This is a genomic window from Actinacidiphila rubida (assembly GCF_900110255.1).
GTDB classification, from domain to species: Bacteria; Actinomycetota; Actinomycetes; order Streptomycetales; family Streptomycetaceae; genus Actinacidiphila; species Actinacidiphila rubida.
Window position 1 is genome coordinate 23,063 of record NZ_FODD01000002.1, and the last position, 14,428, is coordinate 37,490.

The 14,428-nt window shown below is 70.7% G+C and carries 10 protein-coding genes; 5 read left to right on the forward strand and 5 right to left on the reverse strand.

What is annotated here, in order from left to right; translation table 11 throughout:
* Positions 1–54 precede the first annotated feature (54 nt).
* Both BMW99_RS01745 and BMW99_RS01750 read left to right on the forward strand, forming a co-directional pair.
* Positions 55–273 (forward strand): DUF397 domain-containing protein, encoded by a 219-nt coding sequence (locus tag BMW99_RS01745; protein ID WP_069462972.1) that lies wholly within the window; start codon positions 55–57, stop codon positions 271–273.
* Positions 258–1,538: an MFS transporter gene (locus BMW99_RS01750; RefSeq protein ID WP_069462973.1), complete on the forward strand. Its 1,281-nt coding sequence runs from the start codon at positions 258–260 to the stop codon at positions 1,536–1,538. The genes BMW99_RS01745 and BMW99_RS01750 overlap by 16 nt, the downstream gene beginning before the upstream one ends.
* Positions 1,539–1,922: 384 nt before the next feature.
* Here the strand turns inward: BMW99_RS01750 and BMW99_RS01755 are convergent, their stop codons facing one another.
* Both BMW99_RS01755 and BMW99_RS39010 read right to left on the reverse strand, forming a co-directional pair.
* Positions 1,923–2,276 (reverse strand): hypothetical protein, encoded by a 354-nt coding sequence (locus BMW99_RS01755; RefSeq protein ID WP_069462974.1) that lies wholly within the window; start codon positions 2,274–2,276, stop codon positions 1,923–1,925.
* A 98-nt stretch (positions 2,277–2,374) separates the two neighbouring features.
* Entirely contained in the window at positions 2,375–10,789 is an 8,415-nt protein-coding gene (locus BMW99_RS39010; protein WP_069462975.1) for a DNRLRE domain-containing protein, read from the reverse strand.
* 388 nt (positions 10,790–11,177) lie between these two features.
* On the opposite strand from BMW99_RS39010, the gene BMW99_RS01790 reads away from it, so the two are divergent.
* The 3 genes from BMW99_RS01790 to BMW99_RS01800 all read left to right on the forward strand — a co-directional run bounded on the left by BMW99_RS01790 (position 11,178) and on the right by BMW99_RS01800 (position 13,077).
* Positions 11,178–11,645: an MmpS family transport accessory protein gene (locus BMW99_RS01790; RefSeq protein ID WP_069462976.1), complete on the forward strand. Its 468-nt coding sequence runs from the start codon at positions 11,178–11,180 to the stop codon at positions 11,643–11,645.
* Entirely contained in the window at positions 11,638–12,330 is a 693-nt protein-coding gene (locus BMW99_RS01795) for an RNA polymerase sigma factor (RefSeq protein ID WP_069462977.1), read from the forward strand. The genes BMW99_RS01790 and BMW99_RS01795 overlap by 8 nt, the downstream gene beginning before the upstream one ends.
* Before the next feature lie 171 nt (positions 12,331–12,501).
* The gene (locus tag BMW99_RS01800; protein WP_069462978.1) at positions 12,502–13,077 is read left to right on the forward strand and encodes an RDD family protein; all 576 of its coding nucleotides are present in this window, start codon (positions 12,502–12,504) and stop codon (positions 13,075–13,077) included.
* A 166-nt stretch (positions 13,078–13,243) separates the two neighbouring features.
* On the opposite strand, the gene BMW99_RS39840 is transcribed toward BMW99_RS01800, so the two are convergent.
* From BMW99_RS39840 to BMW99_RS39850, 3 genes are read right to left on the reverse strand one after another with little or no spacing between them, the layout of a single operon-like run.
* Positions 13,244–13,651: a hypothetical protein gene (locus BMW99_RS39840; protein ID WP_079138319.1), complete on the reverse strand. Its 408-nt coding sequence runs from the start codon at positions 13,649–13,651 to the stop codon at positions 13,244–13,246.
* Positions 13,648–13,902 (reverse strand): hypothetical protein, encoded by a 255-nt coding sequence (locus tag BMW99_RS39845; RefSeq protein WP_069462979.1) that lies wholly within the window; start codon positions 13,900–13,902, stop codon positions 13,648–13,650. The genes BMW99_RS39840 and BMW99_RS39845 overlap by 4 nt, the downstream gene beginning before the upstream one ends.
* 53 nt (positions 13,903–13,955) lie before the next feature.
* A complete protein-coding gene (locus BMW99_RS39850) occupies positions 13,956–14,381 on the reverse strand; it encodes a hypothetical protein (RefSeq protein WP_069462980.1) in 426 nt (141 codons plus the stop codon).
* Positions 14,382–14,428: the final 47 nt, after the last annotated feature.

Below are 14,428 nucleotides of genomic sequence, written 5' to 3' on the forward strand. Positions count from 1 at the left end.
CGCTGGCTCCATGGCCTCAACCCCGACGGCCGCTCTCCCCCTCAGGAGGAATCCGTGTCCGACCCGATATTCGACGGCGCGTTCTGGTTCAAGGCGAACGGAAGCGGTGAAGGCGGCTGCGTGGAGGTGGCTTTCACCCCCACAGTGGTCGGTGTGCGCGACACCAAGGACAAGGGCACCGGCCCCATTCTCAGCTTCGACCGGCAGGCGTGGACGTCATTCGTCCGGGACCTGCACCACGGCGAGTTCGTTCCCGAGTGGCTCTCCCTCTGAGGTCCGGCCCCCGCGCGGTTGACCCGCCCGCCGCGCGGGGCGCCGGCTCCCTCACTCCGCTGCTCGCCGCGGCCGGCGTCTCCGTCACGGGGGACGGCGCGTTCCTGGTGGCCGCGCCCCTGCTGGCCGCCTCGCTCACCCGCGATCCGTTCGCCGTCTCCACGGTGACCGCGGCGTTCTATCTCCCGTGGCTGATCGCCGGTCTGCCCGCGGGCGCGCTCGCCGACCGGTGGCCGCGCCGCCGGGTCATGCTCGCCGCGGATCTCGTACGGGTCTGCCTCATCGGCCTGCTGGCCGCCCTGGTCCTCACCGGCCACGCCGGCCTGCCCGTCCTGCTGTCCGTCATCCTGCTCACCGGCGTCGCCGGCTGCTTCTTCGACGCGTCCTCGCAGGCGGTCATCCCCACGCTGGCCGGACGGGACAAGGACGTCCTGGCCAAGGTCAACGGGCGCTACTGGTCCATCGACACCGTGGGCCGCTCGTTGCTCGGCCCGTCGAGCGGGTCCCTGTCCTTCGCCGCCGGGCGCGCGTTCCCCTTCGTCGGCGACGCGTTCTCCTTCGCCGTCTCCGCGCTGTGCATCAGCCGCCTGCCGAGCATGCCGGCCGCCGGAACGAAACAGCCGCTGGTCAGCGCGATCCGCGAGGGCCTCGCCCACCTGCGGCGCACCCGGCAGCTGCGTGAACTCGCGGCGACCATGGCCGCGTACAACTTCTCCTACAACGTGGCCATGGCCACGTTCGTCCTCTACGCCACCGGGCCGCTGCACATCGCGGACTCCGGCTACGGCATCCTCCTGGCGCTGGGCGCCCTCGGTGGCATCGCCACCGGCTGGCGCGCCGCCCGCATCACCCGCGACCTGAGCCACCGCCAGACGATGACGCTCGCCACCGGACTCCAGGCGATCGCCTGGCTGGGCATCGCCACCGTCCGCGCACCGATCGCCATCGCCGTCTTCCTGGGTGTCATCGGCGGCGCCTCCACCCTGATGAGCGTCGCCGCGAGCTCCGCCCGTGCGGCCCTCACCCCCGACCACCTGCTCGGCCGCGTCGTCTCCGCCTTCCGCCTCTTCGGCATCGGAGCGGCCGGGCTGGGAGCCCTCGCGGGCGGCCTCACCGCCCAGCAGACCGGCCTGCGCACGCCGTTGTGGGCAGCGGTGGCGCTGCTCGCGCTCACGGTGGCGGCCCACCGGCCCTGGCGCCGCGCCACTCCCGTCCCCGCCCCCGCACCGGCCCTGGGGACGCGACGGGCGCCGGCGGCGCAATAGCGGCAAGTTCGAACTCCGCATCGAATCGGCCAATTTCGAAGGCAATGCGTCAGCGGGACGCCGAGGGAAGGAAACGGCATACGCCGACCCAGGGCATATTCGAATGCCGTATGCCCGAAGCAAGTGGGCCCGACCACACCGGACTTCCGCGACGACGCGGAATTCCCCGGCGGAATGCGCGGCGGACCTCATTATGCCTCCGAAAGAGGGGCCGCCGCGCGGATTCCGGTTTCTCCACTCCCTCCCGCCCGGCGGCGAGTCCGGAGCGGGGTCCGCGCACGGAAGCGGGCGCGGGCGGGCCGGGCGCGTGCCTGGTCCCGAGGCCCCACGGGCCGATGGCCCGTCCCGGCACCGGTCGACCGCCGCGCGGCCGAGGCCCGGCCGCTACTCCGTGAGGTGCTGCGGAAGCTTCCCGCTCTCCCAGAGGGCGTCGAGCTTGGCGAAGTAGGACTCCAGGTCGGCCTTGAGCACGCGCAGTTCCGCGGGGTCGAGCTCGGCCATGGGGTCGTGGTCGAGGGTCATGCCGGCGCCGGACACGGTCGAACCGTCGTACCCGTGGCAGGACGGGCACCACAGATAGGTGATCAGTGAGGTGCGCGCGGGGCCCTCGAAGATCTTGTAGTACCTGCGCATGCCGACATGGCCGCAGCGGGGGCACCGGCGCTCGGCCAGATCCAGCCCCGCGCGGGCCTGAGCGCCCAGCGCGGTGATCTCGCTGGAGTCGTACGGGAGAACCATCCCCGCATCCCTTCCTCGTGTGTTCCGGAGGTGATCCGGACGTGTTCCGGGGCGGTCGGAATCGACCGCCCCGGAATCCTGTCACCGCTCCCCGGTCGCTAGAACCGGGACTTCAGCTTCTCCCACATCGCCTGCCCGTAGGCTTCCGCGTCGTCTTCCAGGCCCTTGCTCGTGCCGTGGCTCAGAGCGATGGTGTCCTGATGGTAAACCTCGTGGTAGAAGGTGGTCACGGCCTCCTTCATGCTGCGCAGCCCGAGGTTCGCGAAGCGGATGATGGGCCGGCCGCTCTCGCCGCGGATCACTGCGAAACGCTCGGTCTTCTGACTGATCGTCACCAGACTGTCCCCGAGTGCCGGCCGGCCTTCGGCGTCGGTGTACTCCGGCTCGTAGATGTACTCGTACTTCTCGAAGTCCTCGCTCAGCCCGGCCCGTCCCATCGCCATGCGGAACCGGTTCAGGCTGATGATCGGCCCGTCCTTGTAGTACGTCGGCCGGCCCTTGGCCGCACTGCGGTAGGCGTTGCTGGGGACGTTGTCCGACGCCGCGGCGGCGGCCTGCTCGTCGGCTGCCGCCGACCCGGCCGAGGCTTCGACCGCCCCGGCGTCCGCGGCCACCGACTCCTCGATGGCGGCCGCCGTCCCGGCGCCCAGAGCGCCGGCCCCGACCGCGGCCACGGCGCCCTCGGCACCGAGGAGGCCGGCGGTGGCGCTGACGCCCTCGACGATCGACGAGATCACGGCCGCGCCCACCGAGGCCTCGGCGCCGAACGCCGCGGCGTCCGCCGTGGCGGAGGCGATCGCGACCAGGCAGCCGCCCCCGGTGGCCACGGTGCAGATGACCGCACCGGCCACCGCAGCCGCGACCAGGCCGACGCCCAGCCACGTCTTCCACCCGTGCCCGTCCATCTCGACGTTGCTGACCGGGTTGCCGCCGGCGAAGCCGTACGGGGTGCCGAGGGCGGAGATCCCCGCGTCGGCGCCCGCGCTGTTGAAGGTGTCCCGGGTCAGGAAGCGGTTGATGTTGGGGTCGTAGGAGCGGGCTCCCATGTTGAGGTTGCTGGTCGACACGTCCACCCGGGCCGCGTTGAACCGGTAGGCGTTGAACGGCAGGGTCGCCGTGGCCGCCGGTGGCGTGGTCGGCTGGTCGGGCCCGGAGTCCGGGGTGTTGGCGTCGCCGGTGTCGGCGTCGGCTCCGTAGGCGGTGTAGCCGTAGGTGGCGTCCGTCGACCCGGAGGTGTCGGTCAGCGCCTCGACGTCGCCGTGCCCGTTGTACGTGTAGTAGTTCTCCGACGTCGCACCCGGACCGCCGGCGGTGTAGGTGTTCGTCATCTCCAACCGCTCACCGGTGGGTGAGTAGTTGTAGACCTTGTCGGCGGCGTTGTACCCCGTGCCGTTCTCGTCCAGGACGAGGTTGCTGGTGCCGAGGTAGTCGAACGACGACGTCTGCGCGGTGGCGGTGCCGTCGTTGAGCGTCTCCTTGGCGGCCCGGTTCATCGAGTCGTACGTGTACTGGGTCGTGTTGGTCGTGGCGGTGCTGGTCTTGGGGTCGGTCGTCGTCGACGACGAGGACAGGATGTTGTCGTAGCCGTCGTAGACGTTCTTCTGGGCCGCGGACCCGACGTAGCCGGTGAAGTTGCCGTTGGCGATCTCGGTCAGCCGGCCCAGGGTGTCGTACTGGTAGGCGCCGCTGGTGTCGGACTGGACGAGCCGTCCGCGGTCGTAGGTGTACGAGACCTGGGGAGCGCCGTTGATCGTCTCGTCGATGATGTCGCCGGAACTGTCGTACGTGTAGTTCTGGTCGAACTTCCCGTCGGGAGCGTTGGTGACGCCGGTGACCTGGTTGTCGGGGCTGTAGGTGCGGGTCGTCGTCCGGTCGAGGGCCGGCAGGCCGCTGGCGCGTTGCAGCGTCGACTCGTCGGAGATGACGTTGTTGTTGGGGTCGTAGCCCAGCTGGTGCGAGTCGACGGTGGTGCCCGAGCCCGTCACCTCGGAGCTGGACCGCAGCGTGCCGTCGAGGTTGTAGCCGTAGGTGACCTGGTTGCCGTTCGGCTTGCTCTCGGTGGCCCGCTCGCCGAGCGGGGTGTAGGTGTAGCCGGTGGTCAGCCCCGGGTCGGCGCTGGACTGCTTGTTGGTGACCTGCGCCAGATGGTTCAGCGCGTCGTAGCCGTAGGTGTCGATCCGCGAGTCGGCGGTCTGGCTGGCGACGTTGCCGTCGGCGTCGTAGCCGTAGCCGACGGTGTGCTCGACGGTGGAACCGGACGCCTCCTGCACCTGCTTGAGCCGGTCCAGGTGGTCGTAGCTCTTGACGTAGTTGCTGAACGCCGCGTTCGGCGAGAGGTCGGTGGTCCCCACGGTGTTGCCGTCGGCGTCGTACGCGTAGGTCAGCCAGGTCGGGTTGGGCTGGGTGTCGGTGCTGGTGTTGCGGACCAGTTCGACCGCGTCGGCGGCCACCGTCGTCCCGCTGAGCGGGGTGAGGACGACGCTGCCGGTGGTGCCGGCCGCGCCGAACGTGAAGTTGGAGCCGAGCGTCACCCAGGTGCCCTGGCTGGTGCTCTGGGTGACCGTGATGTCGCTCTGCACGGGAGCGCCGTTGTAGTTCACCGTGTAGCTCGCGGACTTCACGCCGTTCAGCGAGCTGTTGTTCGGGACGAACACCTTGATGCTGTAGGTGCCCTGCTGCGGGACGGTGAAGTTCCAGGTCACCGGGTTGGTGGTGTTCTGGCTGACGAAGTACGGCTCACCCTGGTAACCGCCGTTCGACGGGGTCCAGTTCAGCGTGTTCTGGGCGTTGGGCCCGGTCGAGGTGATGACCTGGTCCTGCCAGCCGGCACCGAGTCCGGTGTCGGTGAACGACTGGGTGCTGCCGTCGGGGAAGTACGACCACGACATGGTGCGCTGCGTGGTGTTCTCCGCGGGCGTGAGCGTCCGGCTGGTCTGCCGGCCCGCGTTGTCGTAGCCGTAGGCCGTCTTGATGCCGAACGGGTCGGTGATGCTGCGCGTCTGGCCGTTGTCGAAGTAGGCGTACGTCGTCGTCGCGGTGGACGTGGTCGGGGCCGCGTTCGTTCCCGGGTACGGCGTCACCGTCCTCTGCGTGACCGTGCCGACCTGGCTGTCCGGGGTGTAGCTGTAGTCGCTCTCCGGCTGCTCGGCCGCGCCGTAGACCGGATCGCCGGGCAGGATCGCGCCGAGCTTCTTGGCCACCCGGTTGTCGGCGTCGTACTGCGTGGAGGTGGTGTACGCGCCGGTGACGCCGCTCGCGGCGGAGACCACGCCCTGCGGCGAGACCACGCTGGTGTTGTTGCCGACCTGGTCGTACGTGTACTGCGTGGTGTTGTAGGCGAAGCTGGTCGTGCCGTTCGAGGCGTGCAGCACGTCGGCCTGGGTGACCTGGCCGTTCGGGTCGAGCGTGTAGGTGTCGGTGCTGCCGTTCTGGTCGGTCGTCGAGGTCTTCAGCCCGTCGAGGTCGTACCCGATCGACGTGGTGTACTTCTTCGCGTCGGTGGTGCCGGTCGGGCGGTGGTCCAGGTCGAACCCGAACGTGGTGACGTTGTTCTTCGGGTCGGTGACGGACGTCTTGTCGCCGACGGTGTCGTAGCCGATCAGGGTCTTCTGCCCGAGGGCGTCGGTGACCGAGGTCTCCTGGTTCTCCGCGTCGTAGCCGATCGTGGTGGCGTGGTCCGCCGCCGTCGCACCGGGCACGTTGCCGAGCGGAGACACGGTGCTGGTCGTGTTGCCGACCTTGTCGTACCCGTAGGTGATGGTGCGTGCCGGGGGCGAGGCCGAGTCGTCGGGCGGCAGCGTGGTCGAGGTGACCCGGCCGTCGGGGTCGTAGACGTGGGTGGTCACCGCGCCGGTGGCCGACGTGGACTGTGTGACGTCGTTGTTGCCGTCGTACCCGGGTGCGGGATAGGCGATCGTCTGCCCGGCCGCCGTGTCCTTGGGGATGTGGGAGTCCAACTGACGCAGGAACACGTCGTAGTTGGCGGTGGCGGTGTGGCCTTCGGGGTCGGTGGTCGAGGTGAGCTCGCCGCGCGGACCGTAGACGAACGTGGTCGTGTTGCCCGCGGCGTCCGTGACGGAGTCCGGCTGCCCGGTGGGCTCGGGGAACTGGGTGCCGGAACCGGGCAGGGAGTGGCTGTTGGTGTAGTAACTCGTGTGCCCGTTGGCGTCCTTGACGGACGCGACCTGCCCGTACATGTCGTACGTGTACGTGGTGAGGTAGGAGTTCGGCGGCGCGTTCACCGCGGTTCCGCCGGGCGCCTGGGACGTCTCCAGGTTGCCGGCGTACCCGGCGGTGGCGACGTAACCGGGGTCGCCGGGGCTGAGCGGGTAGTAGGTGAGGTGCGTGCGCCGGCCCTGCGGGGAGGTCCGGTCGGTGAGGAACGCGATGTGGCCGGACAGCGTCGAATCGGCGCTGTCGTCGGTGGCGTAGGTGTACGTGCTGGCGGCGGTTCCGTTCTTGACCGCGAGCGCGTCCTTGTACGTGAGCGGGTAGCCGGTGTTCGGGTCGTACGTCCACGCGTTGTGGGCGCCGTTGTCCTCGGTGAGGTCGGTGACGTTGTTGTCCGCGTCCCACTTGAGGGTGGTGGTCTGGGCGTGCCCGCCGGCCGTGGGCGCGGGGTCGACCTCCTGGATCAGCCGGCCCGCCGCGTCGGTGTGGTGGATCCACGTGCCGCCGTTGGGGTCGGTGACCGTCGCGGTGGTGGCGGCGCCGGTGACGGTCCCCGGCTGCACGTAGGCGAGGCCGGTGGCGTACCCGTCGCGGTCGGTGACGGTCTGCGTCCACCACTTGGTCGGCGACGAGTCCGGGTAGTAGGCGACGTGCGTCGTGTTGCCGCGCGGGTCCTGGACCGCGACCAGCTTGACGTTCTTCATGCCCTGCGTGGCGTCGTACGTGAAGTTGAACGTCTTGGCGACGCCGGTCCCGGCGCCGTCGACGAACCGGCGGAGCAGGCCCTGGCTGGTGTAGTAGAAGTCGAGCGTCCGGCCGGAGACGTCGGTGATCGACCTGACGTGGTCGATGATCGCCGGGTCGGTCAGGTTCGTGCCGGCCACCAGGGCGCCGGTGGAGTCGATGTACGAGTAGCTGTCGCCCTTGGCGTAGTACGACAGCGTGAGGGTCTGGATGTGCAGCGGGTCGGAGATGGAGTCGAGGAACTCCTCCGGCTTGTTCTCACTCTGGCGCGAGGTGTAGGCGAAGTCGGCCTCGTTCCCGTTGGCGTCGACCTGCGCGGTCGGATAGCCCTCGCAGTCGAAGTAGTACGTGGTGCGGTCCGGCCGGGTCATCTTCCAGGCGCGGGCGTTGGTGTCCTGCGGCTTGCAGGCCGTCCCCTGGAGGAACAGGTGCACACCCGGTGGCGACGTCCATGTACTGGTGGTGGCGTTCCAGTTCCACTGGTGGGCGTTGCCCGTGCCGTCGACCATCACCACGGAGGTCGGCTTGGTCGCGGGGTGGAACTGCAGGGCCTGGCCCAGCCGGATCGGCGCGGACGCCTCGATGCTCCAGCCGAACCCGGTGCTCGTGTCCATCGTGGACATCGAGTTGTACGACAGGCGCAGGGCGGTGTCGAAGCCGACCGACGGGTTGCTGAACAGGTCGTCGTTCCACACCGTGTTGCCGGACGCCTCGTTGGAGTAGAGCGCGGAGCCCGACCCCGTCGGCGTGGTCGCGTACGGGTAGAACTTCTCCAGCCCCAGCTGGTTGTTGCCGGTCGGGTCTACGCTGACCTGCTGCTGCAGCGATCCCGCGCCGCCCGAACCTGCCGCGGCCGCGGCCGGCCTGGCCCCGTGCGCCATCGGCGCGGCGCCCGCCGTGCCGGACGACAGATAGGTGCCGGTGGTCTTGTTGTACATGTCCCACGCGAGCGTCGCGCCCTCGTCCTGGTTGCCGTCCGCCACCGCGGGCGGCGTGACCTGCGCGTTGAGGGTGACCGTGTCCGCGGGGACCAGGTCGGCGGGCAGCGCGGTCTGCAGCTGGTTGCCGCTGGTGGTGACGTCGGTGCCGTCGGGCAGCAGCCAGTGGTAGGTGAGCACCTCGCTGGACGCGCTCCAGGCGGCGGCGGTGGTGTTGTTGATCGTCACCGGCACGGTGTAGGTGGTGCCGGGCACCATCCCGGACGGGGTGGTCGGCGCGTAGTACGTGGAGCCGGGTGACGTGTCGAGGTAGGTGACCACCAGTGCCGGCGCCAGGGCCGGTTCGGCGGTGGCGGGCCCGGCGAAGATGGTCCGCTCCTGCGGGGACGTGGTGGTCTCCGCGGCGAGCTTCACCAGCAGGCCGTCGTCGGTGGACGGCGTGTTGATCCAGCCCTGCACGATGCTGGTCGCGTCGAACGTCTGCCGGTTCGGGTCGTTGGTCAGGCCGCCGACCGTACCGTCGGCGGCGGCGGTGACGTCGCCTCCCGCCTTCGTCCACGCGGTTCCGGTCGCGGCGCTGTTCCAGGTGGCCTGGCTGCCGGTGAACGGGCGGGTCAGGGCGTGCAGTTCGTAGACGGCGCCGGACGTGCCGGTGGTGGTGGTCTCCTGCCACAGCTTCAGGTGCGCGTCCAGCACGGTCGAGCCCGCGGGAACGGCCGACAGCGCCGGGAAGTTGACCACCGAGCGCGCGACGCCGTACGTGGCGGAGCTGTTGCCTACCTCCAGCCACGGCTCCGAAGTGCCGCCGTTGCTCAAGGTGTTGAGCACGGTGCCCGGTTCCGCGGACGACAGGGTGGTCGCCGACTGCGCCGGGACGATGAGCGTGGTGCGCCCGGCCTTCGGGAGCCGGACCAGCTGCGTCGGCCCGGGGATCAGTGCCCCGGACTTCGTCTTCACCACGACCATGTAGTAGTAGGCGTTGCCGTACGGGTCCGCGCTGTCGGCCGCGGTGGGCACCGCCGTCGAGTCGGTGAACGCGGTGGTCCCGGGCTTGATCGGGGCGATCCGGGTCGACGCGGACGGGGTGAAGGTCTGGTAGATGCTGCGGTGCACCTCGTACCCGGCGAGGTCGTTGCCGGTGTCACCGCTGGTGTTGGTGTAGGTGGGCCAGGACAGCTCGGCACCGGTGGCGTGGATCACCGTCGGCGCGCTGAGTGCCACGCCGGGAACGCCGTAGGTGATCACCAGCTTCGGGTAGTTGGCGGCCTCGCCGCCGTAGGCGTAGGCCGAGCCCTCGTAGCGCGGTCCGCCCTGGCCGAGCGTGCTCTCACCGGCGGCCTTGAGGACGAACCCGTTGTTCGCCGTCGTCCCGTTGAGCCAGCCCTGCACCGTGGAGGTGACGGGGAAGTCGTTCCACACGCCCAGCGCGTTCGCGGCCATCGACGTGGTGCCGGCGACCGGTCCGCCGATCCCGCTCGCGCTGTTCCAGGTGGCGTTCGCCGGATTCCACGACGCGTTCGCGGCGAGCGCCTGCATCGGCACCGTGTTGGTGCCGGTGGTGAACGTCTGGTCGTAGTACAGCTTCAGATCCGCGGAGGTGACCGTGGTGCCGGCCGGCACGGACGGCATCGGGAACCGGATCAGCGAACGCGCTGCGCCGGTGGTCGTCGTCCCGACCGACAACCGCCACGAGGACGCGTAGTTCGTCGTCGGGCTGTCGGCGAGGACCATCACGTTCGCGGCGTCCGACGGGGCCGGCGACACCACGATCGTCGGGTCGATGGTCACCGGGTACCGCCGGTGCGCGTCGGCCAGCCAGCCGGCGTCGGGGGTCACCTTCAGGTGCAGGACGCCCGCCTTCGCGTCCCAGCTCATGGTCTGCGCGACCTTCGTCGAGGAGACCTTGCCGTAGGGCGAGTTCGCGTCGTCCCTGGCGTCGGACATGTACGGCGCGGGGATCGTGAACAGCGGGGTGTTCGCCTCACCGCCGTAGAGCGCGATCGCGCCGTCCGCCAGCTGCCGGGGCGTGAGTCCCGGCAGTTTCAGCGTGAACGCGTACGAGGCGCCCGCCGCCGGCGCCTTCGCCAGGACGATGGACTCCTTCACGCCTGACGGACCGGTCTGGTAAGTCAGGTCGGCGCCCGGATACGCGCCCTTGTACGCGACCCGGTCGCCCGAGACCTTCGGACGGGACGTGACCGCTCCGTCCGCGCCGAGCTCCACGACGCCATTGCCGCGCTCGAGGCGCACCAGCCGCGACGCCTCCGGCGAGAAGTACGTCCGGAACGCGTTGCCGGTGCTGCCCGCGGTGTACCCGTCGTGGGCCAGCGACCGCACGGACGGGTCGATGTCCCGCCAGACGCCCTTCGCGTCCCGGTAGTGCACCGGGACCGCCGAGACCTCCTCCTGGACGCTCCCGTCGGACATCCGGAAGAAGCTGGAGTCCGCGGTCCGGCGCCCGGTCAGCTCCTTGACGCGATGGGCGTGCGGATCGGTCTTCACCACCTTGACGCCGCGGCCGGCCGGCGACTTCCAGGAGAACGGCGCGGGTTTCGGCGCCGACGTCCCCTTCCAGCCTCCGTCGCCCTTCGGCTGCACCTGCGCCGAGTGCGCCGCCCCGTGGGCGCTCGCCACGGTCGCCGACACCGCCGGCAGTCCCATGCTCACCAACGTCACTGCCAGAACGCGTGCTGACCACCGATGCAGCCGACCCATGCGAACCTCCGTCCAACGGGGGCGCACAGGGACCGCAGCGCCACACCTATGTCCGTGGCCGGCCGCGATTGTGTTACGCCGCCGCTCTGACCTGCGGCGCAGCGGCGCCCGTCACCTCACGCACCGTCAGGTCGGCGCCGGCAGGACTCCCGCGGCCGGCCGGACGGGCTCCGCGCACTCCGGGTTCAAAGTTTTGGTAATGCCCCGTCAGCCACGTCCCGGATTGGGCCGGTTCGAGCTCGGCACGACGTTCGAGAACCCCAAAAGGTTGCCCTGGCGACGGCGGCAACTTGCACCTACCGTTGCAGCCCGGCCAGGGAGGGAGCTGGGGTTCATGGTCCACACGGGGCACACGTTCCATGCCGGCAGACGGCACGGACGGACGAGACCGGACGAACCACCCCCTCGACGCATCGGGCGCGCCGTCGTCGCGACCGCACTCGCCGCACCCCTGCTCCTCGCCGGGTGCACCGGCTCGTCCCACCACGACGGCGCCACGTCCGCCCCGGCCGGCCCGAGCCACCGGGTCGCGTTCCAGGTCGACGGATCCGGAACCGCGGACCTCGGCTACAGCACCGGCACGACGGCCAGGTCGGGGAAGGTCGCGCACGCCGTGCTGCCCTGGACGAAGACCGTGTCGGCGACGGGCGCGGGGTACGTCCTCACGGTCGTGCTGGGGCCGTCCGGCGGCGACGCCGCGTGCTCGATCAGCGTCGACGGCCGCAAGCTCACCGGGTCCCGCGCCCACGGCCCCTACGGCCGGGCCACCTGCACGACCGGCACTTCGCGGGCCGATGGCTGAAGCCGTCGCCGGCCCACCTGAGGAACGACCGACCGCAACGGCACGCGAATCCCTCGTCCGCGACCTGGCGGACCGCGCTCGGCGCGGCGACCAGGACGCGTTCCTGGCGCTCTACCGCGCCACCTCCTTACGACTGCTGAACTACCTGCGGGCCATGGTCGGCGAGAACGACGCCGACGACGTCGCGTCGGAGACCTGGGCCCGGATCGTCACCGACCTGCCGGCCTTCCGCGCCGAGCGCGGCACGTTCCTCGGCTGGGCGACCGCCATCGCCCGCCACCGCGCCATCGACCATCTGCGGCGCCGGACGTTGTCCACCCCGCAGCCCCACCACCTGCTGCCCGACCGCAGGGCACCCGACGACACACCCGCCGACGCGGCGGAGCGCATGTCGACCGCGGAGGCGCTGCGCCTGATCGGCGGCCTGCCCCCCGACCAGGCGCAGGCGGTCCTGCTCCGCGTGGTCATCGGCCTGGACGCCCGCACCGCCGGCCGGATCCTCCGCAAACGCCCGGGCGCCGTCCGCACCGCCGCGCACCGTGGTCTGCGGGCGCTGGCGCTCCAACTCGACCGCGGGCTCGCGGACACTCCCGCATCCGGTGCGCCGGACGTCCTGGACGTCCTCGACGCCATCAGCGCCCCCGTCGCGATCGACGCCCTGGCCACCTCCCCCGGCGTGCGGTGAGGAACGTCCTGGCAGGAGGCCCGCGCGTCCGCTTCCGGCCGCACGCAACGGCGTTCACGGTCCCGTCCCGCCCTCGTCGGGCAACACCTGTGCGACTGGGGCGCAACAGTGTCATCACAGATGCGCCGGGAGGGCTTTCCGCTGGTCAGGCGACCTGCTTTACTCCTCGGCATGAGCGAGAACCAGCCTCCATACGGCGGTACTCCGGGGGGCCAACCCGGACCTTACGGCCAGAATCCCTACAGCCAGGACCCTTACGCCCAGAACCCGTACGGTCAGGGCCAGGCGGGCCCCTACGGACAGCCCGGCATGCCGGCGTACCCCGGCGGAGGTCCGCAGGACCTCAGCGCCTACGGCCAGGCGCCTGCGGGCATGCCGCCGCTGGCTTCCTGGGGCTGGCGTTTCCTGTCCGGTCTGATAGACGCCGTCATCACCCTCGTGGTGAACGTCGTGGTGTCCGTGGCCGCCGGCAGCACGGCGGGCTCGCTGGCCGGCCTGGTGGTCCTCGTCGTGCTGGCCTACATGGAGGGCACGAAGGGCCAGACGCCCGGCAAGATGGCGGTCGGCACCCGCACGCTGCGCGAGGCGGACGGTCAACTGCTCGGTTTCGGGCGGGCCTTGGGTCGACGCCTCCTGCACATCCTGGACGCGCTGGCGTGCTTCCTCGGCTACCTGTGGCCGCTGTGGGACCAGAAGCGGCAGACCTTCGCCGACAAGATCGTCTCCTCGGTCGTCATCAAGCCCTGACGCCCGTCCCCGCACCACTGACCATCACCCCGCGCCGGGGATCCGCGGCCTTTCCGCGGGTCCCCGGCGCGGTGGCGTTTCCGGGACGACTCGGTGGGGCCGGGACACCAGCCCGGGCCACGAGTCGGCGGGTGCGCCAGGCACGAACAGTCGGGCCGGCCCGGCGTCACGCCTCGGCGATCGGCGCCTCGGTGTGCGCGATCCGCGGGCACACCTGGCAGGCGGAGCCGCCTTGTTCGTGCCACCAGCGGCAGGACGGGCGGATCGCGCAGTGGGCCACCTTGGCGGCCGGCCCCCGGCTCTCCGCGGTGCGGGCCACCGCGTCGCCGAGTCCGCAGCGCTCGTCCTTCCAGTGCAGGCAGTCCGAAGTGACGCACGGTCCGGCGAACCGGAAACGTGCCTCCGGGGGACGCCGGCCCGCGGCCGAGGCCTTGTCGGCGAACGTCTGGGTGACCGGGAGCGGCGGCTGCAGCGCGACGACCCGGCCGTCCGGGCGGATGATGCCGAACAGCAGGTTGCCGGGGCTGCACATGCTGCTCGGGCAGGCGAGTTCCGACCGGTCACGCGTGGTCACTCGACCGCGTCCGGTTTGAGGATGATGCCGAGGAAGGGGCGCAGCGGATCGAGGATGCCGTCGACCCTGGCGGCCTCCGGCATGGACTCCGGCGGCTCCGCGAGGGGCCACTCGCGGAGGTGCGGGGACAGGTCGAGTTCCGCGATGCGTTCCAGGGCCGCCTGACGCACGGCGTCGGCGACGCTGTTCAGGACCTCCGGTGGGAGATCGCCGTCGACCGTGACGCGCAGGCCTTCGGTGTTCGAGGGCATGGCTGTTACGCCTTCCGGGAGTTGGGGGGCACGGCGGCCGGGACGCGCCTCGGCTACTGCGGGGTGCCGGCGTCGCTGCCGGAGCCGGACGACTTCGGGGGCGACGAGGACTTCGACCCGGAGTCCGAACTGAGCAGCAGGGCCGCCGCGATGGCGATCACGATCACCACGCCCCACTGCGCGCCGCCCTGTTGGGTCAGGGCCGCCTCGGAGACCCCCACCTTGTCGGCGATGGCGAGTGCCTTCGGCAGGTCCTGCCGCAGCAGCGCGTTCTGCAGCTCGACGTGTTCCCTGGGGTGTTGCTTCATCGACGCGAGGATCGCTTCGAGATCCTTCACTGCGTAGTCGATGTGCTCGGTGCCGATCGTCGCCGGCGGGGTGATCTTCATGAGCCGGTCGCTCGCCACCTGCAGGCCGTTGACGTCCTGCGGGGTGTTGGTCAGACCGATCACCAGGTTCGTTCCCGCGGTACCAGGCATGGCGTGTCCTTCACGTGTGCGGCTGGACCCCCTGCCTCAACCATGCC

Coding starts and splice junctions, on each gene's coding strand:
- BMW99_RS01755 (WP_069462974.1), bottom strand. CDS start 2,276: ATGGTTCTCCCGTACGACTCCAGCGAGATCACCGCGCTGGGCGCTCAG.
- BMW99_RS39010 (WP_069462975.1), bottom strand. CDS start 10,789: ATGGGACTGCCGGCGGTGTCGGCGACCGTGGCGAGCGCCCACGGGGCG.
- BMW99_RS01790 (WP_069462976.1), top strand. CDS start 11,178: ATGGTCCACACGGGGCACACGTTCCATGCCGGCAGACGGCACGGACGG.
- BMW99_RS01795 (WP_069462977.1), top strand. CDS start 11,638: ATGGCTGAAGCCGTCGCCGGCCCACCTGAGGAACGACCGACCGCAACG.
- BMW99_RS01800 (WP_069462978.1), top strand. CDS start 12,502: ATGAGCGAGAACCAGCCTCCATACGGCGGTACTCCGGGGGGCCAACCC.
- BMW99_RS39845 (WP_069462979.1), bottom strand. CDS start 13,902: ATGCCCTCGAACACCGAAGGCCTGCGCGTCACGGTCGACGGCGATCTC.
- BMW99_RS39850 (WP_069462980.1), bottom strand. CDS start 14,381: ATGCCTGGTACCGCGGGAACGAACCTGGTGATCGGTCTGACCAACACC.